The 25,755-nt window shown below is 62.1% G+C and carries 21 protein-coding genes; 9 read left to right on the plus strand and 12 right to left on the minus strand.

Features of this window, described 5'->3' with window-relative positions:
- Nucleotides 1–42: 42 nt before the first annotated feature.
- Both NY08_RS00125 and NY08_RS00130 read left to right on the plus strand, forming a co-directional pair.
- On the plus strand, nt 43–1,116 hold the full coding sequence (locus NY08_RS00125) for a 2,3-butanediol dehydrogenase (protein WP_045194179.1): 1,074 nt from the start codon (nt 43–45) through the stop codon (nt 1,114–1,116).
- 44 nt (nt 1,117–1,160) lie between these two features.
- On the plus strand, nt 1,161–2,039 hold the full coding sequence (locus NY08_RS00130; RefSeq protein WP_045194180.1) for an NAD(P)-dependent oxidoreductase: 879 nt from the start codon (nt 1,161–1,163) through the stop codon (nt 2,037–2,039).
- 3 nt (nt 2,040–2,042) lie between these two features.
- On the opposite strand, the gene NY08_RS00135 is transcribed toward NY08_RS00130, so the two are convergent.
- From NY08_RS00135 to NY08_RS00150, 4 genes are read right to left on the minus strand one after another with little or no spacing between them, the layout of a single operon-like run.
- Nucleotides 2,043–3,176 (minus strand): EstA family serine hydrolase, encoded by a 1,134-nt coding sequence (locus tag NY08_RS00135; RefSeq protein WP_045194182.1) that lies wholly within the window; start codon nt 3,174–3,176, stop codon nt 2,043–2,045.
- A complete protein-coding gene (locus tag NY08_RS00140) occupies nt 3,166–3,807 on the minus strand; it encodes a TetR/AcrR family transcriptional regulator (protein ID WP_045194184.1) in 642 nt (213 codons plus the stop codon). The genes NY08_RS00135 and NY08_RS00140 overlap by 11 nt, the downstream gene beginning before the upstream one ends.
- Nucleotides 3,804–5,366, minus strand: coding sequence for a class I adenylate-forming enzyme family protein (locus tag NY08_RS00145; protein ID WP_045194186.1), 1,563 nt, complete (start codon nt 5,364–5,366; stop codon nt 3,804–3,806). The genes NY08_RS00140 and NY08_RS00145 overlap by 4 nt, the downstream gene beginning before the upstream one ends.
- Before the next feature lie 25 nt (nt 5,367–5,391).
- Nucleotides 5,392–6,054, minus strand: a complete 663-nt coding sequence (locus tag NY08_RS00150; protein ID WP_045194189.1) for a nitroreductase family protein — start codon at nt 6,052–6,054, stop codon at nt 5,392–5,394.
- A gap of 216 nt (nt 6,055–6,270) precedes the next feature.
- Between NY08_RS00150 and NY08_RS00155 the strand changes: the two genes are divergently transcribed.
- Nucleotides 6,271–8,178 (plus strand): flavin-containing monooxygenase, encoded by a 1,908-nt coding sequence (locus NY08_RS00155; RefSeq protein ID WP_045199426.1) that lies wholly within the window; start codon nt 6,271–6,273, stop codon nt 8,176–8,178.
- Here NY08_RS00155 and NY08_RS00160 read toward each other — a convergent pair whose 3' ends face one another.
- Nucleotides 8,179–8,832: a hypothetical protein gene (locus tag NY08_RS00160; RefSeq protein WP_144407282.1), complete on the minus strand. Its 654-nt coding sequence runs from the start codon at nt 8,830–8,832 to the stop codon at nt 8,179–8,181.
- A 14-nt stretch (nt 8,833–8,846) separates the two neighbouring features.
- Entirely contained in the window at nt 8,847–9,521 is a 675-nt protein-coding gene (locus NY08_RS00165; protein ID WP_082073943.1) for a hypothetical protein, read from the minus strand.
- 262 nt (nt 9,522–9,783) lie between these two features.
- Between NY08_RS00165 and NY08_RS00170 the strand changes: the two genes are divergently transcribed.
- Both NY08_RS00170 and NY08_RS00175 read left to right on the plus strand, forming a co-directional pair.
- Nucleotides 9,784–10,308: a hypothetical protein gene (locus tag NY08_RS00170; RefSeq protein ID WP_235387036.1), complete on the plus strand. Its 525-nt coding sequence runs from the start codon at nt 9,784–9,786 to the stop codon at nt 10,306–10,308.
- 23 nt (nt 10,309–10,331) lie between these two features.
- On the plus strand, nt 10,332–10,847 hold the full coding sequence (locus tag NY08_RS00175; protein WP_045194192.1) for a hypothetical protein: 516 nt from the start codon (nt 10,332–10,334) through the stop codon (nt 10,845–10,847).
- A 19-nt stretch (nt 10,848–10,866) separates the two neighbouring features.
- On the opposite strand, the gene NY08_RS00180 is transcribed toward NY08_RS00175, so the two are convergent.
- The 4 genes from NY08_RS00180 to NY08_RS00195 all read right to left on the minus strand — a co-directional run bounded on the left by NY08_RS00180 (nt 10,867) and on the right by NY08_RS00195 (nt 14,287).
- The gene (locus tag NY08_RS00180; protein ID WP_045194194.1) at nt 10,867–11,340 is read right to left on the minus strand and encodes an ArsR/SmtB family transcription factor; all 474 of its coding nucleotides are present in this window, start codon (nt 11,338–11,340) and stop codon (nt 10,867–10,869) included.
- Complete coding sequence (locus tag NY08_RS00185) at nt 11,337–12,443, minus strand: serine hydrolase (protein WP_045194196.1); 1,107 nt, start codon at nt 12,441–12,443, stop codon at nt 11,337–11,339. The genes NY08_RS00180 and NY08_RS00185 overlap by 4 nt, the downstream gene beginning before the upstream one ends.
- 88 nt (nt 12,444–12,531) lie before the next feature.
- Entirely contained in the window at nt 12,532–13,305 is a 774-nt protein-coding gene (locus tag NY08_RS00190) for an 8-oxoguanine DNA glycosylase OGG fold protein (RefSeq protein WP_045194198.1), read from the minus strand.
- A gap of 373 nt (nt 13,306–13,678) precedes the next feature.
- A complete protein-coding gene (locus NY08_RS00195) occupies nt 13,679–14,287 on the minus strand; it encodes a PE-PGRS family protein (protein WP_144407283.1) in 609 nt (202 codons plus the stop codon).
- Between the two features lie 573 nt (nt 14,288–14,860).
- Between NY08_RS00195 and NY08_RS00200 the strand changes: the two genes are divergently transcribed.
- The gene (locus NY08_RS00200; protein WP_045194199.1) at nt 14,861–15,310 is read left to right on the plus strand and encodes an ATP-binding protein; all 450 of its coding nucleotides are present in this window, start codon (nt 14,861–14,863) and stop codon (nt 15,308–15,310) included.
- 174 nt (nt 15,311–15,484) lie between these two features.
- Here the strand turns inward: NY08_RS00200 and NY08_RS00205 are convergent, their stop codons facing one another.
- Together NY08_RS00205 and NY08_RS00210 are read right to left on the minus strand one after the other, a co-directional pair.
- Complete coding sequence (locus NY08_RS00205) at nt 15,485–15,832, minus strand: hypothetical protein (RefSeq protein ID WP_045194200.1); 348 nt, start codon at nt 15,830–15,832, stop codon at nt 15,485–15,487.
- 12 nt (nt 15,833–15,844) lie between these two features.
- The gene (locus NY08_RS00210) at nt 15,845–17,260 is read right to left on the minus strand and encodes a hypothetical protein (RefSeq protein WP_045194201.1); all 1,416 of its coding nucleotides are present in this window, start codon (nt 17,258–17,260) and stop codon (nt 15,845–15,847) included.
- A 475-nt stretch (nt 17,261–17,735) separates the two neighbouring features.
- Between NY08_RS00210 and NY08_RS25020 the strand changes: the two genes are divergently transcribed.
- Genes NY08_RS25020 through drmB form a run of 3 tightly spaced genes read left to right on the plus strand, consistent with a single transcriptional unit; the run spans nt 17,736 to nt 25,755 of the window.
- On the plus strand, nt 17,736–20,849 hold the full coding sequence (locus NY08_RS25020; RefSeq protein WP_144407284.1) for a UvrD-helicase domain-containing protein: 3,114 nt from the start codon (nt 17,736–17,738) through the stop codon (nt 20,847–20,849).
- On the plus strand, nt 20,846–24,046 hold the full coding sequence (locus tag NY08_RS00220; protein WP_045194202.1) for a helicase-related protein: 3,201 nt from the start codon (nt 20,846–20,848) through the stop codon (nt 24,044–24,046). The genes NY08_RS25020 and NY08_RS00220 overlap by 4 nt, the downstream gene beginning before the upstream one ends.
- Nucleotides 24,043–25,755, plus strand: a complete 1,713-nt coding sequence (gene drmB / locus NY08_RS00225; RefSeq protein ID WP_052683677.1) for a DUF1998 domain-containing protein — start codon at nt 24,043–24,045, stop codon at nt 25,753–25,755. Before NY08_RS00220 ends, drmB begins: the two co-directional genes overlap by 4 nt.

Genomic DNA, 25,755 nt, shown 5'->3' on the forward strand with positions numbered 1-25,755 from the left:
GGACACCCCCTGCACACAGAACATCGACTACAGGAGAAAGCTATGCGCGCCGCGGTATTTCACGACCGACACGATGTACGGGTAGAAGACGTTCCGGCCCCGAAGGTCGGCCCCGGCGAGGTTCTGCTTCGTCCGTTCTTCTGCGGCATCTGCGGAACGGACCTGCACGAGTACGCCTTCGGTCCGATCGTCATTCCGACCGAACCCCACGCACTCACCGGCGCGAAAGCCCCGCAGGTGTTCGGCCACGAATTCTCGGCGCGCGTGGTCGAGATCGGCTCCGACGTGACGTCGGTCGCGGTGGGCGATCGCGTGTCGGTGATGCCGCTCGTCACCTGCGGCAAGTGCTACTACTGCCGACGCGGGCTCAACCACCTGTGTGTGATCATGGCCTGCACCGGGTTGAGCTGGGGCGGCGGAGGAATCTCCGAACTGGTTGCGGTGCAGGAACAACAGGTATCGGTGCTTCCGGACAGCGTCAGTGACGTCCAGGGCGCTCTCATCGAGCCGGCAGCGGTGGCCGCTTACGGTGTCGACTGCACCGGCCTGAGAGCAGGCGACACCATCCTCATCACCGGTGCGGGACCGATCGGTGCCCTGTCCGCTCTGTACGCACACGCATCGGGTGCGGCGAAGATCATCGTGTCCGAGCCGAATGCCAAGCGCCGCGCGCTGATCGAGGCATTCGGCATCGCCGAGGTACTGGACCCCACCGTGCAGGACGTGCCCGCCGCGGTCCTCGCACTGACCGGCGGTATCGGGGTCGATGCCGCAGCGGAATGCTCGGGTCACCAGCACGGACTGACGGCCGCACTCGGCAGCGTTCGCTCCGGCGGAACCGTCGCCCAGGTCGGACTGCACGTCAAGCCGGCCACGATCGATCCGATGGCCATGTCCAACAAGGACCTGACTCTGGTGGGTACCTGGTGCTACCCGGTGTACGACTGGCCGCGCATCATCGCCCTGGTCGCATCCGGACGCTACCCGGTGGAGAAGGTCGTCAGCGAGATCATCGACGTCGAGAACATCGTCGCCGACGGATTCGAGCGGCTGCTCGACCCGAACGGTGACGCCCAGAAGCTTCTGGTTCGGGTCGGCGACGCACCGGCGTCCTGATCGACACGACAGCAGCGACCTTCCGCCCCACGCTAGGAGAAACAATGCACATCGGATTCGCCGGAGTCGGCCGCATGGGTACCCACATGGTGCGCCGCCTCCTCGAGGCGGGCCACACGGTCACCGCCTACGACATCTACCTGACGGCGGAAACCGCGCCGGCCGAACTGGTCGATCTGGGAATGACGATCACCTCGACGCCCGCCGATCTGGCCCGCGCCGAGATCTCCTTCAGCATGTTGCCCGATGCTGCAGCGACCGAGGAGGTGCTGTTCGGTGAGCACGGAATCGCCACGGCCGGTGCGTCGGAGCACCTTCACGTGGTGATGGGAACGGTCGGACCGACGGCCGTGCGCGAATTCGCCGAGCGTGCAGCAGGTTCGGGCACCGCGGTGGTCGACGCCCCGGTCTCGGGCAGCGTGAGCCTGGCCGATACCGGGCAGATCACGACGATGGTCGGGTGCGACGACGAACAGTTCACCTACCTGAAGCCGATCCTCGAGGCGGTGACGCGCGCGCAGTTCCACACCGGTCCCGCCGGTACCGCCTCGGTGGCCAAGCTCGCGGTCAATTCGGTTCTCGCAGCACTGAATCAGGCCGTCGCCGAGGCGTTGATTCTCGGTGAATCGGCCGGCTTGGCCCCGTCCGCCCTGTACGAAGTGTTGGGCTCGAGTGCGGTGGCTGCGCCGTACGTCGGCTACAAGAAGGAGCACTTTCTCGATCCGGACGCCGCGGGTGTGGCATTTCCCTTGTCGCTCTTGCACAAAGATGTGGGCCTCGGACTTGCGTTGGCCCGCGATCACGCCCTCGATCTGCCCCAGGCCACGACCGTCGGGAACGTTCTCGACCGGGCGTTGGATTCCGGGCTCGGGGCGAAGGACATGGCCGCAGTGCTCGAGTTCCTGAAGCCCGCCGAATCCTGACCGTCAGGCGAGGGCGTCGTAGACCGCGCGCACGTATTGCTCGGCTCGGTCGGATCCGATGATTCCGGGACCCATGCGGTTCATCACGTAGGAGATGGTCAGCTTCGAGTCCGGGTGCAGAACGGTCAGCGATCCGCCCCAGCCGCCCCAGAAGCAGACCTTGCCTTCGGGGATGTAGGGCATCGATTCGGGCTGTGGCAGAGCGAAACCCAGGCCGAAGCGCAACGGAATGCCCAGGGCCAGATCGACCCCGTCGGATTGCTCCTCGAAGATCGTGTCGATCGTCTCCGGGCTCAGCAGTCGTACGCCGTCCACGGTGCCGCCTCGGGAGATGACGGACAGGATTCTCGCGACCGATCGGGCATTGCCGTGCCCGTTCAGTGCGCCCATGTCCGCGGCGCGCCACGCCGCGGTGTTCGCCGACGAGGCCTGCACCAACGGTCCGAGAAAGGTCCTGCGACGCACCAACGTCGGGTCGGGCACGCCATCATCGGTCGGCGGTGGTGGCGGCACGACGTCGGCGATCCGATCCCAGTCGGTCTCGGCGGCACCGATCTGGAAGTCGGCACCGAGGTGGCCGGCGATCTCGTCGGCCACGAACCGCCGCAACGATGTTCCGGTGACGCGGCGAACGACTTCTCCGATCAGGTGGCCTTGGCTGGCCGCGTGATAACCCGAGGTGGTGCGGGAATCCCACCACGGTGCCTGCGCCGCCAGCCTCGAGGTGGAGAGTTCCCAGTCGTAGAGGTCCTCTTCGCTGAACGGTCGGTCCCAGCCCGAGACCCCGGAGGTGTGCGACAACAGATGCCGGATCGCGATGTCGTCCTTACCTGCGGCCGCGAACTCGGGCCAGTACGACGCCACCGGCGCATCGTGATCGACCAACCCACGGTCGATCAGCATCAATGCCGCCAGACACGTCACCATTTTCGTCGTCGACCACACGTTGGTGATCGTGTCCGACTCCCACGGCAGGCGACGTTCGGTGTCGCGATGGCCGCCCCACAGGTCGACGGCAATGTGGCCGTCGATGTCGACCACGATGGATGCGCCCAGTTCGGCGCCGCTGTCGAGGTTGGCGCTCAACGCGTCTCGTACCGCGGTGAAGCGTGCGTCGCAGTGACCGTCAATCGTCATGTGCCGCTCCCAGAATGCGGTGGACAGCCAGTTCGACGTATCCGTCGGCAACGTCCTCGATGCTCAGCTCGCCGCCGTCGTGGAACCAGTTGCTGATGCCGTTGAGCATGTCGGTCAGGGCGAACGACGCCAATCGCGCGTCCGGGACGGTGAATTCACCACTGCGCATTCCGGCGGTGATCACGTCGCGGACGCGTCGTTGGTACTGGCGGCGGTAGTCCTTGATGACGGCGCGGTGCTCGGGGGTGAGCGAGGCCAACTCGTGCAGGCCGACGATGTACTCGACCCGTCTCCGGTTCAGATGCACCAGGTGCGCACGCACCAGAGACGACAGGCGTTCGGTGGGGGTCCCCGCCGCGTCGAGCAGCGGCAGGTTCTCCTCGGCCGGCTCCTGTGTGACCGTCAGACAGATCGCGAAGAGGATGTCTTCCTTGGACGGGAAGTGGTGGTAGAGGCTGGCACCCTTGATACCGACGGCGTCGGCGATGTCGCGCATCCCCACGTTCGAGTAGCCCTCACGCGCAAAGATATTGGCGGCATTGGCGACGATGTCGTCTCGTCGTTGGCGGGTGCGGAGCTGTCGGGGAAGGGGACTCACATCAGCCGGCTGCGGTGAATGTGGCTGCGTCATACGGTTTCCTCGACCGCCGCCAGCAGCCGGAGTTCACGCTTGAGGATCTTGCCCTGCGGGTCGACGGGCAGTTCGGCCACGATGTGTACCGATTTCGGTGCCTTGTACGACGCCAACTCGGTGCGGCAGTACTCGATGATTGCGGCCGGGTCGGCGGTCACTCCGTCGCGGGCGATGACGAAGGCGGTGACGGCCTCGGACCAGTACGGGTCGGGTACTCCGACGACGGCGGCGCGTAGCACGTCCGGGTGCGTGTGGATGGTGCGTTCCACTTCCTGCGACGACACGTTCATCCCTCCCGACTTGATCATGTCCTTCATTCGATCGTAGAAGAACAGGTTGCCGTCGGCGTCGATACGGACCATGTCGCCGGTGTGTACCCACCCATCCCGGAACACCTCAGCGGTGCGTTCGGGGTCCTTGAAGTAGCCGAGCATCACCGATGGAGTGCGGCAGAGCAATTCGCCGATCTCGCTCTCGTTGCCCGCGGGGTCGACCACCTTGATCTCGAGGTGAGTGACGGGCTTGCCGATCCACGACGCGTCGCCGTCGGGAATGTCGTCGAGGGTCGAGAACCACCCGACCGAGCCGAGCTGCGAGAGTTCGGACTGTCCCCAGTAGGTGCCCCAGATGGCCTCGGGTGCCGCGGCGGCCCAGGCGCTGATCGTGTGCGGTGACACCTGGCCACCGTAGGTGAGGCAGCGCCTGACCTGGCCGACGGTCTCGGAGCCGAATTGCGCGTCACGGGCCAGAGCCAGGTAGAACGTCGGCGTCTGCGCGATGACGGAGATCTTCTCGGCGGCGATGATGCGCAGCGATTGCGCCGGGTCGACCGTCGCCGGCAGAACGAGCGTGGCACCCATCAGCGTGAGGGTTGTCATCGAGCCGAGTCCGGCGATGGTGTGGAACGGCATGACGAACAACCAAGTGTCCTCCGGTCCCGTCCGCAGGCCCCAGCTCCACGCGGGCGCGGTGGAGATGAGGAAGTTGCGGTGCGGGATCATCACGCCCTTGGGAGCCGCTTCGGTTCCCGAGGTGTAGATGACCATCGCGACGTCGTTCTCGTCCATCTCGACGTCCGGCTCGGTGGACGGGGTGTTCGCCGTCAGTGCGGCGTATTCGGGTCCGAACGTCACCAGGGTGGTGGTCTCCGGCTTCACCGAGGAGATGATCTCGGCGTAGGCCGGATCGGCCACCACCACAGTCGGTTCCGCATGTTCGAGTTGGTGCTTCACCTCGGCCGCGCGGTACATCACGTTGATGCCGGTGAAGGCTGCTCCGGCTTTGAGCGTGCCGTAGTACGCGACCACCACGTCGACGCTGTTGCGCGCCATAGAGGCGACGCGGTCGCCGGTGGTCACTCCGAGGTCGACCAGCAGGTTGGCGAACTGATTTGCGCGAGAATCGAGTTCGCCATAGGTCGTGACCTCACGCGTGCCGTCCGCCGCGTAGCTGATGAATGCGACCTTGTTCGGCTGCGTCCGCGCATGGCGACGAAGTTGATCGCCGATGGTGGCGCGTCCGATGGGGGAGCGGTGGTGGGTGGCAGTACCGGGCACGGCGGACTCCTTCAGGTACGAGCTTCTACAGGGCGGGGGAGAGTGCAGCGGAGTCGAACATCGGCTGCGAGAAGGTCTCTGCCGCAACGATCTGCTCCACCGGATCACGGGTGAGCTTGCGCGGGAACGACTTCTCCGGATAGCCGACGGCGATGTGTGCGGCGGTGATGTACTCGTCCGGGATGCCGAGCAGTTCGCGGATGGCCGGTTCCTCGTGGCACAGCAACGTCGTCACCGCGGTGGCGACGCCCTGATCGCGCAGGCTCAGGCACAGGTTCTGCACGGTCGGGTAGATGGACGCGCCGCCGACGACGGAGAGTCGGCCGAGTTCGTGGTCGGTGGGATGCAGTCCGTCCAATGCGGCGCAGACCACCACGATGGCAGGCACCTCGTGAAGGTGACGGGCGAAGTAGTCGGCGTCCTGCACGGTCTTGGGCAATGCGCCGACGGCGACGGTTCCGCCGGTGATGCCGGCGAAGTAGGCGTCCCACATCGGGAGGTAGAGATCGGCGAGGGCCTGCTTACGGGCGGCGTCGCGCACCACGATCCAGCGCACGGGCTGCCGGTTGCCGCCCTGCGGGCCGAAGCGGGCGACGTCGAACGCGGCCTTGAACACCTCGTCGGGAACAGGGTCGCTGAGGTACCGCCTGCAGGTGCCGGTGGTGCGCATCGCCTCCGTGAGTTCCATGGGTGTGTCCCTTCGCCTGTCCGCTGTTAGGTAGTGCCTTGAAGCATCGTGTGGCGTGTGCCACATTGTCAAGGGTCGAAAGGCTGTGAATATCGAGATCGCGAATCCCTTGCGGGAAATTGCCTAACCGTGGTTAGTTGAGCTGTCGGAGTCGGATGGAGCAGCGCGCAACAGGAGGTACCGGTGTCCACAGACGCAGCAACGGCAGCGGAAACCGTGGGTGGGGTTGATCGGGACCGGGTGGATCGGGACCGGCTCTCACGGGCTCTCTCTGCGGCCAACCTGCCCACGCTGGTGGCGGTGCTCTATCAGTTGACCGGCGATCGCTCGTGGCTCGCCGATCCGTATCGCCCCACGCGCAGTCGGGGCATGGACGACAACGACACGGGCGGATTCGACGACGCAGTAGCTCACCGCATCCGTGCCGCGGCCCTCGACGCAATCTGCGCCTTCCACGAGGGCGAGCCCATGGCGGTGCCCTCACCCGACTCGGAGCACCTCGTCGAGATGATCAGCCTGGCCGTCGGTGAACAGGTGCCTCCCGAGTTCGGCGTCATGGTCGCCGAGGACATGGGCTTCGTGGTTGCGGAGACTCCGGTGGCCGCACCGAACGATCTGTCGGTGATCGTGATCGGTGCCGGTGTCTCCGGGATGCTCGCCGCCATCAAGCTGCACGAGGCGGGCATCAGTCACACAGTGCTGGAGAAGAACTCCGACGTCGGCGGTGGCTGGTTCGAGAACACCTACCCCGGTGCCGGCGTCGACACCCCGAGTCACCTGTACTCCTACTCCTTCGCGCCGCGGGCCTGGAGCACGCACTTCGGCAAGCGTGACGAGGTGTGGGAGTACCTCAGCGACGTGGCCTCCGAACACGATCTGCGGCAACGTATTCGCTTCGACACCGAGGTGGCGACCGCCGAGTACGACGCACAGAGGCAGGGATGGACCGTCACGACGGTCGATGGCGAAACGCTGACCGCAGACGTGGTGATCACCGCCACCGGTCAGCTCAATCGGCCGAAGGTGCCGAATATCCCTGGACTGGAGTCGTTCGACGGCCCGATCTTCCACACGGCGAACTGGCCGGCCGATCTGGATCTGACCGGTAAGCGCGTCGCCATCGTCGGTACCGGGGCCAGTGCCATGCAGGTGTTGCCGGCCATCGCGTCGACGGTGGGGCATGCGACGGTCTTCCAGCGCTCACCTCAGTGGGTTGCGTCGAGTGACGTCTATTTCACCGAGATGAGCGACGACGCCAACTACCTCATGGATGTCGTTCCTTTGTATCGCCTTTGGTACCGAACGCGGTTGGCCTGGAACTTCAACGATCGAGTGCACAGCTCGCTGCAGGTCGATCCCGAATGGGAGCATCCGGCGCGCTCGATCAACCCGGTGAACGATGCGCATCGACGGGTGTTCACCCGCTACATCGAAGCCGAGCTCGAGGGCCGACCCGACCTGGTCGCGAAGTCGCTTCCCGATTACCCGCCCTTCGGTAAGCGGATGTTGCTCGACAACGGTTGGTACGCCGCGCTCAAGCGCGACAACGTCACCCTCGTCGCCGACGCCGTCTCGTCCATCACTGCCAACTCGGTTGTGGCACGCGATGGTTCGGAGACCGAGGTCGATGTGGTGATTCTCGCGACGGGCTTCGAGACCCACAAGCTGTTGACACCGATCGATGTGCGTGGGCGATCGGGTGAGTTCATTCGCGATATCTGGGGCCCCGAGGATGCACACGCATATCTCGGAATCACCGTCCCGGACTTCCCGAACTTCTTCATCACCTGCGGTCCAGGAACTGTATTGGGCCACGGGGGTAGTTACATCACCATCGCCGAATGCCAGGTGCGCTACATCGTCGATGTGTTGATCGACATGGTGGACAAGCGAATCGGAGCCATCGAGTGCAAGGCCGACGTCGAAGCGGAGTACGTCCGCAAGCACGACGAGGCGCACGCCAAGATGATCTGGTCGCACGGCGGCATGGACAACTGGTACCGCAACGACGCCGGACGTGTGGTCTCGACGTTGCCGTGGCGCATCGTCGACTACTGGGAGATGACGCGGCGGGCCGATCTGGACGACTTCGTCATGGAACCTCGACGGGATGAGGCACGCTGATCAGTTGGAGGTCGCCTGCTGCATCGACAACACGAAGCCGTGGCCGCCACCCGCGTCACAGATCATCGCCTCGACGCGGGAGAAGCACGTGAAGCCGTTGAAGGCGATTGAAGTGTTGTACTCCAACACTTTCTGACCCTCGGCTCCGAACACCCCCTGGTTGAAACACGTGGGGGTGACGTGTCCCGGGTCGAGGTAGAAGCCCTTCGACAGCATGTCGACGCTGAACGTGGTGTTCGGTGCGCAATCGGTGCCTGCGCCATCGGGTACCGGCGCATCGGATGCCTGGCAGCCGGAGGAGAACGGGCCCGATCCGATCTTGCAGTACACGTTGCCGGACGGGGACTTCCATGCAACTTGATTGTCGGGCACCGAGTAGCTGGCCGGGTCGACCGGTGTGATGGGCGCGGTGTTGTTCGCGGGATTGTCGGCCGTCGGTTCCGTACCGGTCGCCGAGGGCGTGTCCGTCGATTCGTCGGAACCATCGGTGTTCGACGGCGCTGCGATGGTCACCTGTGGTGGCGTGGGCATCTGTGCGGTGACGCTGGTGCTCTGGGTCGGCGCGGCAGCCGGGGTGTCCTCGCCGCCACAGGCCGTCAGCGCGAAAGCGGTCAGTGATGCGGTGGCAGCGAGGAGGGCGGTTCTGCGGAACACTCGGAGCTGCCTCATCAGAACGCGATGTTGACGTCGCGGGAGATCATGAAGCCTCGGTCGCCGTCGTAGCAGGTGATGCCCGCTTCGGTGGAGCGACAGAAATTGCCGGTGACTCCGATGACCTGACCGTATTGAAGAACCTGGGTGTCGCCGTTGTTCGGATCGCCGACGAAGATGCCCTGGTTGGTGCAGATCTGTTCGACGGTGCCGTCTTGGGTGATCTGCACCCCGTAGGTGTTGTTCGCCGTGTTCGCGCATTCTCGGCCGGTGTTGCCCGGTACCGAGTAGCGGACCTGGCAGCCCACGATGGTCCCGGGAGCGTTGAACGAATTGAATGCGCAGAACACATTTCCGCTGGGGGATTGGAAGAAGTATTGGCCGCCGGGCTGCTCGTAGTCGCGCGCATCGACGTTGACGTCGTCGCGGTTCGGGGCGGGCGGTACTGCCGGTGTGTCCGCAGCGGCGGGTTCTGCTTGTACCGGGGTGACTATGTCGGGAGCCTGTGCGATTCCGCCTGCGCCGCTACCACCGTCGGATTCGGTGGACCCGTTTGCCGACGGAGCAGCCGCTGCGCTGGTGGCAGGCGTGGGTGGGTTGCTCGCCGGCTCGTCGGCACCGCAGGCGGTGGATGCGAGGGCCGTAGCGGCGATCAGCGCGCTCATGGCCACGATGTTTCGGACTTGCCTCATTCGATGGTCCTCACCGGTGGCTGCGGAGTGCGTCACCTCTGATCAATGAATCGAACGGGCCAAGTGGTCTGTTAACGTCAGTCGTGTCACGACCCCATCACGAATCGGTATACGGGTGGTCCTTTTGTCGCTGTGACTGCGAGGGTGGGTTCGGTAAAGACTCAAGAACCACTTGATGTTTCAGGTTCAACCTGGAGTTCGTGGTGCGGGGCCACAAACGGTCCGGTATGTCGTTGTGCGACATGATCGAAAGGCGTGCTGTATGCGAAAGACATTGCGACGAGCGGTCGTATCGATCGCACTCGTAGTTCCCCTGATGCTCGGCATCGGTACGGGAACGGCCGTGGCAGCTCCGCAGACCACGCTGCTCCAGATTCCGGTGGTCACCGGTTTCCAGATCGCACCCGGTGCCGTGCCCGGCGGGTTGTTCCAGACCATTCCGATGAAGGCCACGGTCGGTACCGAGCCTGGAGTTCTGCTGCTGTCGGCGGCGAACATCGCGCCGTACGCGGACCAGTACCCGTACCGGAGCCTCGGTGTGAGCTGGCGAAACTGGGACATCGGATTCCGCGGAAACGTGGGACTGCGGCATTGGCAGGAAGACCCCAACCCGGGCCCGCCCAATGACCTGCCACCGCTGCAAGGTGAGCAGCTACCACTTGAAGTCGCGCTGCCTACAGGCCGGGGGTGGGTCGAGATCACGGTGACCCACTACCGCGATTACTACTACGGCGAGCCCTACGCCGACACGCTGATCCCGGGCAAAGGCCTGATCTACGTGCCCTGATTGTCCACCCGAAAGGAAACTCGATGAGGACATCGATCCGATGCGGAGTCGCCGCCCTGGCGCTGTGCGTCCCCCTGGTCTTCGGCACGGCCGCCGGAACTGCAACTGCTGCTCCGCAAGAGTCGGTACTTCAGGTGCCTGTCGTCACCGGGCCGGAGTTCGTCCCTGCGGGCGTTCCCGGCGGGCTGATCCAAACCATTCCAATTCGCGCGGTGGTCGGCGAGAAGCCAGGAGAGGTGCGCTTCTCGGCCGCCGACATCCGGCCCTATTACTACCAGTTCAACTACCGGCACCTGACGGTCAATTGGCGCAACCTGTCCACCGGTGAGGCGGGTTCCGCAGGTCTGCGGCACTGGAACGACGAGATCGATCGGACGCAGCCGGCCAATCAGGGTGGTTCGCAGGCCTACCGCCTGCCGACCGAGTTGACGGCTCGGACGGGTGCAGGTCCGGTCTTCGTGACCGTCACCCACGACCGCGAGAATCCCGATGCGTCGAACGCCCTCATCCCCGGATTGGGAGTGTTGTTCGTACCCTGACGCGCGGGGCTGTAAGCGGTCAAGTTCCCAGATCGCCCGCGATATCGGCAGCAGCGAGCATCGAAACCAGCAGCGGCACAACTCGTTTGGCGGCGATTCGGTAGTCGCCGCGACCCTGCTGCTCGACGATGTTCGCCGAACTCAGAGTCTTGAGGTGGTGATAGATCTGGCCGGACGAGCCGAGTCCCACTGCTGCGTGCAGATCCGCAGCGTTCGCCGGGCCTCGAAGCAGTGTCCGCACGATCTGCAACCGCACCGGATGTCCCAGGGCAGCAAGGACTTCCGATGCGGAGGGAACCGGTAAGTCCACGATGGCGTCGGGGGAGTAGCCGATGTCCCAGCGGACCGTTCCGTGCAGATGCACGTCGCCTTGGTAGGCGATCATGCCGCCTGTCGACGGGGCGGCCTCGGGCTGCTGGGGAGTGTCGCGTCGCTCCAGCTCGGCGACGCGGGCTTCCAGCTCTGCCAGTCTCGATTCGAACTCTGTGCTCACACCACGCAGGCTATCCGGTCGAGAATCTCGGGCGAGAGCATCGCCTCGACGATGAGTTGCTGCTGTACGCCGGCTCCTGCGTACGCTTGCTCGAATCTGTCGGCCGAAAGACCATCGGTGAGCCACACCGCGGTCGCGACCGTTCCGTCGTTGCGGCGCAGCTCAAAACCCTGGGTCAGCACACCGGGGAGGCTGCCGCCTTTGAACCCGACGCCGCGAACGCTGTCACCGGCAGGTTGCCATTCCAGATGACGCAGAATGGTGTCGGATGCCGCGCCGTAGGTCCCGTCCGTGAAGGCGCGATACATTCCGTTTAGTTCTTCGGCCGAACCGCCGCGGAAACTGCTCTCGACCCTGGATACCTGGTCCTCGTAGGTCGGCACTTGTACGGACGCCTCGGCCTGGGCCCGGAACTGCGGGTCGAATGCCCACTTCTGAGCGGTCTCCCAGGTATCTGCATCGGCGAGTTCAGGATCGAAGATCGAGAGCATGTCGGCCACCATGCTCGGTGCCTCGAAGTTCTCCCAACCTCCTGCGGCTGCGGCGTCGACGAGTGCTTGATCGCCGAGTCGGTAGCGGAGGTAGTCGGGAACCGAGTTGTCGCTTTCCTGGATCATGGCCGAGACCATGTCGTCGATACGGACCGTGGCGTTGGGGTCGGTTGCGTTGGTGCCGGTGTTGGCAATGCCCAACCGGGTCAGGGCATTGGGATGTGCGTTGGCGTCGGTGCGGGGTAAGTACCAGCGTTCCCAATCCGACAGGGCCACTTGCTCGTTCGGGTCGATGGTGCCGTTCGCGACTGCCTGGGCGTAGGCGGCGAGATGTACCACCTTGATCGCGGATGCGAGTACCTGCTCTTGGTCGGCACGATGTTCGACGGTTCGGCCGCGACCGTCATCGATGACGAGGCTGACGGTGTCGGGTGCCTGATCGATCAGTCCGATCCACCCGTCTTCGGTGGCGAGGTCGGTGGACGTGACGGGAGCGTAGTTCTCCGGCGTCGGGGTTGTGGTGGTCGTTGCAGCTGCGTCGCTGTCGGTGGCGCATCCGCCCATCAGCAGGACGGCCGCGCAGGTTGTCGAGATCCAGGTCGAGCGTCGCATCGAGTTCTCCTATCGGTTATTCCGTAATTACGGATAACCATAGAAGCTGATATGCGGCTCGGCAACCCGTTCACCGGACTCCAGGTGTTCAGAACAAGGTTGGGGCTGTGTAGCGGCCGTGTCGTGCTTCGTTCAGTCGGGCGCTCCAGCGCTGCACGAGCCACATTTCGACGAGCTCGGGGTTGGTGCCGATGTCGGTGGCCCATGCGGTGATGAGTTCGACGTACCGGTCGTATCGGCGACGAGTGAATCCGGTGACCGAAGGGTCTTCGAGCCACCCTTCGTGTATGAGGGTCGAGACTCCGTATTGGTCGATGAGTTGTGCCGGGCCGCCGTAGACCGACGCCTTCACGGCCCAGAGGAACGTGGCCATCAGGGACATTCCGACGCCCGGTGCGTCGGGCCATCCGGACCAGGTCGAGTTCGGATGGTCGGGCACTGCGCGGTTCCGTACGCAGCTGTCGAGCACAGCGAGAGTCTTGGCGACGGGGTTCTCGTCGGGACGGCTGAGGTGCGGGTTCATGACGTCGGGGAATCGTCGCATCGCTCGGCGGTGTCGGTGACTGCCCTGCCAGGCCGCGCAGAGAAACAGCAGACCGAGCGAATCATGTTCGCCTACAGCCAGATCGGTGCCGAACCGAAGATCGTTGCGCTGAACCGTTGCGCCGCCGTACTCGACGATCTCGCCGTCGAGGTTGCGGCCGCGCAGTCGAAGATCGTGGCCTGCCCGGTCGAGGTGGCCGTTCCACCAATCCAGGTCCACCTCCACACCGTCGTCGAGGACATGAAGGTCATAGCTGCGGTGATGACACCACTGCACACAGGCCGTGGGAGGCGGGAAACCCTCGTCGAGTCGTGACATACCGCCATCGAAGCATCGGGCACCGACAGAACCGCCCTTGTGTTCACGTCTCTATGCGTTGGTGGAGCTGGCTGCGGGTAGTTTTCGCGGGTCGGAAAGGTTCATGTCCAGGTTTCCCGGAGCCCGCTTGTTCAGCAAGACTCCGGCACCGGGGTCAGTGCATCGTGAACTGCAGTATTCCGAGGCCTTGCGGAACATCCTGGATCGCGAGTCGCCTATCTTTACCCGAGCAGCAGTACCCGAGGAACCGCAGTCTTGCTAGTAGCCGTGCATGATCCGTCGATGCACAACCGAGCTCGCGGCGCTGCAGGCGTACGGAGCATTGCCTCAGCAGTTGTCGACATAGTCCGACAAGGTACGTGAACCGGTGCATTCACTGCTCGGCGAGCGCTGACAGCAGGTCGCTCAGGTCGACGATTTCGATTGCTTTTCCCGGTCCGTTCGTGAACTCCGCAACTGTCATGACATCCGTGCCAAACGCTGCGTCGAACCGAGTGCGCAGATGTGGAGACGATCTCGCCAAGGCCCATTGCGCGGTGGTTGTCGATGTTCTCAGAAATTTCGCTGGTCGATTGCCTACCACGAACATCTGGGCCTTGCGGGTCGAGTCGTCCAGAGCAAGGTGCACCAGGTCAGCGAAGACTCCTCGTTTACGCATCGTGTCGCCGCCCTTCCACTGCGCGACCTTGAACTCGGCGATGCGCCTGTCGGTCTCCAGGTCGTACGGTCTGGTTGGGTCGTTGCCTGCCCCGAGAGACGGACGCGCCGTGATGATTTCGCCTTCCTCCAAGATGAGCGGCAGGCACCGCGTGATGGTGGCCGCGTGGATGACGTCGGACAGTCGACCCACGTGTCTCCGCACGGACAGTGCGGCATCTAGTAGGTCCTCGCTGAAGTCGAAATCGGCGATGACGCCTGCGGTTGCAGCCGCATCCGCACCCGCGAGCGCGGATTCTGCGCGTGCAAGGTGACTGGTCAGCATGTTGCTACTCAAGAACGCCGCCAACTTGGCGAACGACTCGGCTGATTCGTCGCCGGTTTCCGGCGAAACGTCAATGCCAGCATCTCGTGACGCTGCCTTTGACTTCGCTATGTAGACACTGGTTTCGAGTCCGAGCGCTTTGAGATGCGACAGTGCACGATGGGACGTGAAAGTGGCACGAGGTCTTCCGCTGAACAGCTGGTAGACCTGCTTAGGTGGGTAACGTTTGCCATGTACTTCTACCCAATGTTCCTGTATCGGCTCCGGTGCAGTCTCTGCGATCGCCGCCAGCCGTAGCTCGACGTCCAGACCTCCAGCGTTCAACGCGGTCGCTCCTCATCTGTTCACAAGTTGAATAGACAGTAGGCGTATTCGGCCGCGTCCTCGGTCCCTGGGTTCCTCCACAATGCGCGAAGGCGCGTTCGTGGCAGAGGGAACCCGGCTTCGCTATTGCGATGCAAGAGCGAACCTGTTCGAAGTTCGAGCCGCTCGGTGTCCGATTCTCCGCGAACTGTCGGACCCATATGAACCTGTGGGGTCTGATTAGCCATCAGAACGAACAGGGGAGTGCCGGTGCCCGTTGCCGACAATGCAGTCGACAGGCCACTCGTCGACGTGGTGATCGAAGCCATCGACGCGGACAACGACCTCTCCGACGAGGCCAAGTACTTCGTGCTCGCAGCCCTGGAAGGGCCGACGGCACTACAAGAGCTGCTCGACGGCATCTCGACCCCGCACGTTCCGGAGTCCTCGGCCGACAGGACTGTCGAGGAGCCGGTACGTGCGTTCCTGACGTCCATCGGTGTGGCGGGCTTCCGCGGTATCGGCCCGAAGGCAACGCGCGAACTGCGCCCTGCCCCCGGCATCACTGTCGTCAGTGGACGCAATGGGTCGGGCAAGTCGAGCTTTGCCGATGCCCTCGAATTCGCGGTGACCGGCGAGAGCTACCAATGGAAGACTCAAGCCCTTGAGAAACCATCCCAGCTTTGCAAGCGCCAGCGCACCTGCGGCCAAGGACGATAAATACTCTCTCGTATTTTGCCCAATCAAGGTTTAAAGGCCGCCAAAGCCACATTTCACCGAACCACATGCTGGGGTGTTCTCGTTCAACTAGGTCGAGACCCGAAAGCTGCTGGCGCGGCTTCGCTGTGGACCATGGTTCTCGCAAGTTGCGAATTTTCGATTCTGTGCGATCCGTCAAATATCAACGGGTGCAAGATTATTTGCTTCCATGAACTTTCGTAAGTTCTGGGTTGTGTCTCTCTCAGCGATCATCGCGGTCACTGAGGGTGCCTTGGGGTCGCTGATTCCCTCGACTGAGTTGATTTGAGCGGCGAGCTCAGTTTCGGCGGTCGATGCTTTGTCCCACAAATCTTCGTCGAAGTCATGACCGAGAACCTTTTGGGCGTACGCGACGGCGACAGCGAGCAGTAATTCTTCGGAGCTGAGGCGCTGGGTATTCCGACGCCCGGAGACGGTTGCCGCGGTCGTTATTGCGGCACCGGTTCCAGCGATTCCGCCAATTGTAGCGATTCCGCCGGCCATTCCACCGGGCCCCTAAGCCGCCAGCCCACCGGTCATTGCGGCAGCACCCGCGACCCCAGCGGGCGCGAGCGCTATGAGACCGATCGGCGCAATCGCAATGACTGCCACGCCGGCACCGGCGATCGCCCATTTCTGCCAGTTCGTCCCGGGCTTGGCCAGTTTCGTCATCCTCCCGTTGAAGGTTCGGATTGCGTCGGCCAGGGTCTCACCGAAGGTGCGGGTCAAACCGATCTGCTCAGCGATAATCGGTAAGGCTTTGAACCCGCAGTCTGCGATATCGATCTCGAAAGGTGTGGTCAGGTCGCTGAACGCCAAGATCGTCAGTTGTTCGATAATGCTGGTGGTGCTCCAGTAATTTGGTACCTGCGGTGTCGTGCCCTCGGTGAGCTGGTGTAGCTCTCGTGGTATGGGAACTCCCGCAGCGTCCGCTTCCCGGATTTGAGCAACCAGATCCTGACGCTTGATCCGCGTCGCCTCGGTGAATCGAGCCTTGAGCTTCTGATCGCTGATCGCTTCGCGGACCGCGTACCGAAAGTGGAGTTCGAGAATCAACGCTGCCGTGTCATCGGTGAGCGCGGTTGTCACTTTGGTAGTACGGCGGGGAGTCAAGGCGGATTGGTGGAATGCGTTGCCTACGGCCCGGGCGACGGGTTTGCGGCGGAGGTATGCGGTCGAGCCGTGACCGATGACGCCAATATCGACGCGAAAGTCCTGCACATCAGAAAAGACAGACGCAAGTCCGCGGCCTCGCGTGACTGGGTCCTGCCCACTGAAAAAGTTTAGCCACGAGTTGGTTGTGGCGTAGGGAAAGTTGCCGATGAGTTCGTCCCGAGACACTGCGAACAAGCCCGAATTGGCTGGGCTCCCGATCGTAACGACACGTCGAACCGACACATGCCTCGGCAACCGAGACAGGACATCGACGGTCACGACGCTTCCCAGGCTATGACCGACGATTACTATCTCGCCTCGCTTGGGAATGGCTTCCAGCACGCGCGTCAACACCGCGCCGCGTAGACCCCTCCGATGCACATAGGCTTGAATCTGCTTGATCTCGTCCGCAAATAGCCAGCCTGGAACCGCCTTCGCAATGGCTCCTAGCGCCGCATCCGGCGCGTCGAAATCCGGAAGTGGGAATCCGAGACTCCGAACGGAGGGGTCTGCCCCAACAGCCCGAGCGGCTTCGATTTGCCGGCTGACGAACTGAGCGCGCTCGACGGATCGATCGGATTTCTCACCGTTTACAGTCACCTTGGGGATGGATTCTTCCGAGTCCATCGACGAGAGGAGGTCGCTGTACTTGGGCGCGATCACATCGCTGGAGTCGATTGTTGGCATGCCCTCTTCGGCCAGGCTCTTGTTCAGCGCTTTGAACCATCCCTGGCTGATATCTCCGTCGCCGACGCCGTGCAAGTAGATCAGCTTCACGAATAGCCCTTCGAACGGAGAGTGCGGCGCAACTGGCCAAGTGAGAGGCTACCGTCGGGTTTCAAGGCCCTAGTCCGGCCTCTCGGTTTCGCGCACTATCCAGCCTGGTCATCAATGGGGAAACCAGCGGAAGCGAGCCTGAGTTCATTCAACTGAATGAACTTGAAACCAATGCTAAAACCTCTTTGCCAGATGGCGGCAGCCTTCGGGCTTCCGGCCTCGCATAGCAGTTTTCAACGCTATGACGTCGTGAACGATCCGCCTGTTGCTTGGTGGCAGGTCTAATCAATTTTCGTCGCAAAGCGTCGATCGCTAACGGCCGGCTCTCTGAGCCTGCTGTGACTGTGCGCTCGACCCGCATCTGCAGCCGCGTCTTTCCGGTGACTCCGACGCGGTTTGTTGACACGCACGGGGACGTAAACGGGCCGGGCAGTCTGTCCACGGGATAGGTTGTTCGAGACTGAAAGGAGCGTCATTGCGTTCGGTTGTGGAAGTGCAGGCTGTTGCATCGCTACGAACTGTTCTGGTCGAAGCACGGGCACTTGACGACCGAGTGAGGCGTGCAGCTGTCCATAACGGTGGTGTGGCGTCGTTTGTGACGTCTCTGACGGACTCGGTGGGCGAGTTGGCGGCCTCAGTAACGGCTACGTCAGATGGATTGCTGGTGTTTCGCGGCGACGTCCGAGAAACCGAGGTTCCTCCTCGCTTGCCCTGGCCTCTGGATGAACTCATCGACGACTCAGAGCTCGCGGATTGGTCGCCTGACGTCCTGGTTGTCGATCTCAGCGAAGTCCATACGTACGCAAGCTTCTATCGCCGTGAGTACGGGCTCGACCTCGACGCTCTCTTCGGCGACTACCGACGCACATGGAGGTCATGGGCTCGTTCGCAGCGTCGAATCCAAGAGGGAGCCGAGCTCTACGATGCGTTGGACGAACTCGAACGGTCGGTGTCAACGCCGGGTGACCTCGACACGGTGCTCGCGGCCTGGCGTCTGCGCGTCCCAGAGTTCGCCGTGGATGCGCACATAGCATTCCGGGCAGCAAAATTGACCAGGACAGCGGGGACTCGCCCAACCGGTGACCTGAACCAGGACGACGAGTTCACGGATACACAGGTACCGGCGATCGCACTACACGTCGACGCGGCCGATGCTCTGTTCTTCGAGTTCGGGTCGACCGGTATAACTGCTGGTGACCACGAGCCGCTGCAGGTTCGTCCTAGCGGTGTCGAACAAAATGATCTGCCCATCGGAACTCGCGTCCGTGACCGGGTCTTGTCCGACATACGGCCGACCATTGCGAGTGCCATAGACCGGCGGTGGGGTCCGAGCACCTCGTGGACCCTGACGATGAGCCCTGCCTTGGTGGTGGCCGAACCGGTTGCAACCCACTATCAAGCAGACGTGCGGCGGCTGCAGAACGCTGTCGTCGATGCACTACGTCCATGGCCCGATCTTTCTGAGTCTGCAACGTCGGGCCTGTCCGACGCGGTCGCCGGGCGATGGGCGAGCGTGGTCGAACAACGCTTGACGAGCCTGCTGGCGCGCCTGGAAGGTATATCTGAATCCCCAGCGCCCGTTGATCAACCCACAGCTTCACCAGAAGCCGAAATTGGTTCGCAAGTTATGCCGAAGTTCCGCGATCGGTTCAGGGCCAGAAGTCACCCCGTTGACGCGTTAACGCGGTTCCGTGACCGGCGCCGCGCAGCCGCTGAACTGGCAACGCTTACTCCAGTTTCGACGAGCGAACCCGGAACCCTCTCTTTAGAGGTAGATCTGGGTGCGACTGCATTCGAGCTCGATCACCTTCAACGTCGTATCGCCGAGGCGGAACCAGAAGACCGACTTGTGGTCATAGCCGGCGCTGGGCAAGGCAAAACCGAAGTTGTCGCAGCGCGACTCGACCATCTGGCACGCGCGTGCGACATGTCGCTGTCAACTGAGGTGCTTGTCCTGAGCTTCTCGAGGGCTGCGGTATCCGCTGTTCGTAGTCGACTTCAGACGCGGGTGCTGGCACAAGCGGAAATTCGCACGTTCGACTCCTTCGCCAACAGGGTCATTATCGACGCCGACGAAGAGCCAAAGGGGAACTTCGAGAATCGAATCGCGCGTGCAGTGCAGCTACTGACCGACGGCGATATCGAACTGCCCATGCTGGACGACATCCAGCACGTCGTCCTGGATGAGGTTCAGGATCTGGTGGGTCAGCGAGCACGGCTAGCGTTGGCTCTGATCGACAGATTGGGCGGCGATGTCGGCTTCACCGCACTCGGCGATCCGAATCAAGCGTTGTACGACTTCCAGTTGACTCCGGAAGAACGGGTTCAGCGGTTGGACGTGATCCACGAATTGAGCCGACTGGATGACGTGGAGGCGACCGGTCTTCAACGAAATTTTCGTGCGCGCGGAGATATTCCCCTGGCTGTTGTACAGCTAGGGCCACGTTTGAGGACGATCGAAGAGCCGGCTGCAGCTCGTGCGGAGGTAGAGAAGTTCATCTCAGGATTGGATCCAGTGGATTCGGATACTTGGCTCGGTGATGTCTACCGCGCGGGCAAGAGTACCGCTGTACTCACGAAGACCAATGGAGACGCTTTGCGGGTGTCTCAGCAACTCACGTCGATCAACGTACGCCACACGTTGAGGCGAGAAGCTCAGGAGCACGGTGCCCGCGCATGGGTCGCCGAGCTGGTCCAGCAGTTGCCCAGGAACCTCAATCGACGTGAGGATGTTATCGCTGCGCTCCGTAACACCTCAGTGGCCGACCCGACCGACGCATGGAATTTGCTGAAAGAGTCCGAAGGGCGAGCACGGTTCCCGAACGATCTCGACGTTTCGCGCATTCGGAAGGTGATCGGGGGATACGGCATACCGACTGCCCTGCTCGCCGATACAACCGAGGACGTTGTCGTCTCCACTATTCATCGCGCGAAGGGGCTCGAGTTTGACAGAGTCTTTTTATACGACACGAAATACGAACCCGACGACGATGACCTCGCAATTGCTCGCCGCGACTATGTTGCTCTAAGCCGTGCGCGCCATGAAATTGTCCGATGCACCCCCAAGAAGACGAAGGGGCGGATGATGAGGGACCAGAGCTCCGGCAAAAGTGGGCGATGGACCGAGCAGGGCTTTATGGCGGCTGGCAAAATGGGGCCGCGTGCAATCGAAATTCGGGTCGAAGACATTGATGTAGACGAACCCTTCGACATCGACGGTAATGCAGCGAGTGTGCAGTCAGTCCTTGCAGGTGGGTCTATGTCTGGAAAAACGGTTACCCTCGAACTGGACTTGGACTGGACCCACCGTGACGCACCGATCTACCTCGTAAAAGGGCCATCGGGGACTGCTCTTGCCCGTACCACCGAGCAGTTCGGGCGTGAGATGAGGCGCATCTTCACCATCGGTGGCGCACGATGGCCGACGATCATCAATGGCGCAACAGTGATGTCGATCGAGTCGGTCGTGGGGTCGCCCGAAATCAGTGAAGAAGCAGGGCTCGGCGAGTCCGGAATCTGGCTTGTGCCCAGACTCGCAGGCTTGATTCGGCCTGATTGGAAGACGAAATGGGACGGTAAGAATCGATGACTGGCACAACTGACCTCAATGAGATGTACGGGTTCCGAAGCGAGATGGTCGAGGACCTTCGACGCGATCTGCTCGGGCCCGCAGGCGGCAACGAAGAAGTTCTCGAAGAGGCTCCACTCGACCGATATGTAGTGGGTGTGCTCTGGCCCCTGGATGATGCACTGCAGGAGGAGCCCGAGCCCGACAGCGCGGAGCCCGATACCGTTGACGGTGCGAGCGACTCACCCGTCGCACAGTCACTCATGCGCTACCCCTCATCGATGGGTCTGACCTTCACCGTCGACTCGACTCTGGTACACGAAGTTCACTTCGACATTTCGGCAGCACGATACGACCCTTCGGCGGCGTTGGTTGAACCGGATGATTCGTCGCCTCGCCGCCGTGGCCGTACTAGGCCTGCGACATGGAGCAGGAAGTTGGTAAGCCCAGATCGAGTGACGCATTCATTGGCTACCACGGGTGCCGTGAAACTCAGTGTGGCACCAGGTCTCGAACTGTACGTCCTCACTCGTAGCCCGCGGGATGGCAAAGTCACGGTTTCAGCGGTTGCCCGCAACGTACAGACTGCAGAAAAGAATGAACTCAAGGACGCCAGGGCATGGTTTCAGGTCGAACTGGTTGTGTCGACGGATGTTGATGCGATAGTCGACCGGAGCATGCCCAACCGACTCGGAGCCGAATACGATCTACGATCCGCACAATTGATCTACCGCAATGCACGAAACTTCGGCATCGGTCACGGTTGTGCCGTCACGTGGTACGGAGTCTCAGCCCCGATCACCGACAGAATTGGGACAACTCTGCTGCCCGCACAGGAAGTTTCGCGGGCGAGGCCAGGGCAAGTGGGTTCCGACGTAGATCTGCGGATGTCGTTTCTCGCCAGCGCAGCGACCGACACACTCGTCGGCACTCTGGGCAGATTGGTTACCGCATATCGCGAGTGGATTTTCACACTGGAGGCATCTCTTGCCGCCGGAGAAACCGATGTGCCTGAATCGCTTAAGCCGACGGCGGCCGAGCACATCGAAAATGCCCGCGAAGCGGCTGGGCGTATTCAGGCCGGAGTCGAACTGCTGCAGAGGGACCCGGACGTACTGCGCGCGTTCCGGTTGGCCAATTCCGCGATGCAAGCACAGCGTGCTCGGCAGGTATGGGTCCGTAACGGTGCCACCGGGTCTGCCGACGGCGGTGAAGAGCAGTCTTGGTACCCGTTTCAGATCGCCTTCATTCTCTTGAACCTTCCGAGTGTGGCGGATCGGAGCCATCCAGAACGGGATGTCGCAGACCTTCTGTGGTTCCCGACCGGTGGTGGCAAGACCGAAGCATATTTGGGACTTGTTGCATTTATTGTGCTGCTGCGCCGAATTCGTGACAACGCCGCTATCGGTGTAGCTGTCATCATGCGATATACGCTCCGCCTGTTGACGATTCAGCAGTTCGAGCGCGCGACCATGCTGATGTGTGCGCTCGAGCAGATCCGAACTGCAGACAATGGGTTAGGGTCGAGACCGTTCTCGATCGGCCTGTGGGTAGGGCGTGGGGGAACACCGAACACCCTGGAAGATGCGAAGAAGTCGCTACGCGCTTTGCGGTCGGGTACCGAAATCACTGAAGCAAATCCAGTGCAGCTGACCCAATGCCCCTGGTGTGGGAAAGCGCTCGACGACTCCAAGTACAAGGTGGTCTCCAGTCCGTCGCCCAAACTGGTCATCGCGTGTGGCAACCAAACGTGCGACTTTGCATCTGGTCTGCCGGTCTACTTGGTCGATCAGGATATTTACGAGTACCGACCCGAGTTGATCCTGGGCACCGTGGACAAGTTTGCCATGATGGCGTGGCGTGCCGAGGTGGGGAAACTGTTTGCTCGGGACGGAGTTGGCAGCGCTCCCGATCTCATCATCCAAGACGAATTGCACTTGATTTCGGGTCCACTGGGGTCGATGGTTGGCCTGTACGAGACCGCGGTCGATGTCGCGTGCTCCACAACCGATGCCGAAGGCAACGTTTTGTCGCGTCCGAAGATCATTGCTTCGACTGCCACGATTCGACGAGCGAACGAGCAGATCAAACAGGTCTTCGACCGGCAATCGCGCCAATTTCCGCCGCCAGGAATCGATCCCGACCAGTCGTTTTTCGCCGAACCGGCGCCACGCGACGTTGCGGGAACACGTATGTACGTAGGAGTGATGAGCCCCGCAACAAGCCACGCAACCCTGCTCGTTCGAACCTACGGAGCGCTACTACAGGCTGCTCGAGACATCGAAGGCCGACCCGAGATCCGCGATCCCTACTGGACGCTACTTGGTTACTTCAATAGTTTGCGCGTTCTCGGAAGTGCGTTGCTCCAGGTGGAGGGTGACGTGCGCGAGCGACTCGGAGTCGTCGCACGGCGAACGGGTACTGATGCACGACGCCTTCAATCGGCAGGCGAGTTGACAAGTCGTGTCTCATCTGCAGATATCCCTCGGCGGCTCAAGAGTCTCGAGCGGACGTTCGAGTCCGGTAATGCAGACGACGTCGTGCTCGCAACGAATATGATCTCGGTAGGTGTTGACATCGATCGTCTAGGGCTGATGGCTGTGATGGGTCAGCCGCAATCGAGCTCCGAGTACATCCAGGCGACAAGTAGGGTTGGCCGGAGATTTCCAGGTCTGGTGGTCACGATTTTCAATTCGGCACGTTCGCGTGATCGGTCACACTTCGAGAACTTCGTTCCTTTTCACCAGGCTTTGTACAGGGCCGTCGAAGCGACGAGCGCGACGCCGTTCGCTGCTAGGGCTCGGGATCGCGGGCTTCACGGCGTTTTCGTCGCGCTCGCACGTCTCATGGTCGACTCGATGTCTGGAGACCTCGGGGCTCACGCGGCACCGAGCCATAAAGCCGAACTCCGACAACTGATTGCGCTGATCGAAAAGCGGGTTGAGTCGACGACAGATGGTGAGGAGACAGCGGACACTGTCGAGCAACTCGAAGAGATGTTGAAAGTCTGGATTGCAGAGGCAAGTTCGCGGGATTCGATGAGATATGAGAACCGCAAAGATTCGTCGGACACCCTCCTCGTCGAGCCTTCGTCCGCGCTGACAGACCAAGACATCGAGTACACACAAACCGAAACTCCCTGGCCCACGCTGATGAGCCTGAGAGATGTCGACGCAGAAAGTGCGCTCTACTCGATCCGAATGAGGAGTGAATCATGAGTGTTGCGAAAGCTCGGCGCACGCAGCTCATGAGCACGTACGGCGTGGGTAGTCTGTTTCCCTCCGACACAACGAGTTACATGATTGCCGGTATCCACCAGTGGAAGCCTCGTGATGCGGACACGATCAGCGAACCAAGGCTCGCACGGAGCCTGGGTGTCTCCGAACTGAAGGCACCTCCGGCTGGGTCCAAGCGGAAGCGCGACATCCCCGTCATCAGATTCCCTGTCACCCAAGTGTGTCCGTCCTGCCGCCGTATCGACTCGATCGGCAGGCTTTCGAACGACAGGGAAGTCAGCCGGTGTAGCTGCGAGAAGCGGACAGAGCTGAGTCCTTTTCGTCTGATCGTGGCATGCGCACGAGGGCACATCGATGAATTCCCCTATTACCGTTGGCTACACCAGGGGCAGGATGTCGGATCGAATCACACGATGCACCTGAGGGCGCAGGGGCGCACATCTTCTCTCGCTGACTTGGAATTGACGTGTACTTGCGGGGTGCAGCCTCGAAGTCTCGATGGTTCTGCAGGCCCGAAAGCACTCGCCGAGTTCGGTAGGTGCGCCGGACGGCGACCGTGGCTAGGCCCTGACAGTGCACAGGCATGTGACGAAACCCCGCGGACGCTGCAGCGAGGAGCATCGAACGTCTGGCTACCTGCGGTGAGGTCGGCCATCTCGATACCTCCGTACTCTGCTGCGCTTGCCAAGTTCGTCGATCGTCATTGGGTGTCGCTCGGAGACCCAGAAGCCGTGACCCCGGCGCTTCTACGAAACTTGGCAAAGCACTCTCGCAGATTTTCTGTACAGCAGATCGAGAACGAGCTGGAGCGCCGCCGTGGCGAAGCGCTGGATGATCTTCTGACCGAAGAGGCCTTGCGACGGCAGGAGTACTTGGCATTGCGAGAAGGCCGTGAACAAGAAGGTCTCGACGACGATTTCGTTTGCCTGGAGCGTGATGTACCGGTCGATTTCGAGCACCTAATCTCGGACGTGCGCAAAGTTACCAGGCTTCGCGAGGTGCGGGCACTCTATGGATTTACTCGACTCGACGACGACAACACCGAGGACAATCTGTGCGCTCTGTCACCGGAGAAGACCCACTGGCTGCCCGCGATCGAGGTGATCGGCGAAGGCGTCTTTCTGGCGTTTCACCGTGATGTCCTCGAAGAGTGGGCCCAAGAGAAGTTTGCGGCCGAGAGGTGGAGTCTGCTGGAGCGGGCCGCCGGCCCGGGTCTGTCCCGCCCAGACGAGCGAGACCTGACTGGGGTGATTCGCGTCGCGCTTCACACGTTCGCACACGTCCTGATCGATCAATTATCGCTCGCTGCAGGCTATCCCGCAGCGTCGCTTCGCGAACGGCTGTACATCGATGACGGGGAGATGGCGGGCGTTCTTATTTACACGGCGAGTTCCGACTCGGCGGGCAGCCTTGGCGGAGTTGCATCGCAGGCCGAAACCGAGCGGTTGGGCCCGGCTCTGGCTGAAGGATTGGCGAGATTGTCCTGGTGCTCGGCCGATCCCGTGTGCATCGAGTCGCATGGCTCGGGAACGGACGCGCTCAACCTGGCTGCATGTCACGCGTGCGTACTGCTTCCAGAAACGTCGTGTGAACTGGGCAACCGCTATTTGGACCGGGCATTGCTGTTCGGGACGCCGGAGGGTGGCCATGAAGACAAAGGCCTGTTCAGTGACGCGCTCATGTCGATCTAG

The organism is Rhodococcus sp. B7740 (genome assembly GCF_000954115.1).
Lineage (GTDB): Bacteria > Actinomycetota > Actinomycetes > Mycobacteriales > Mycobacteriaceae > Rhodococcoides.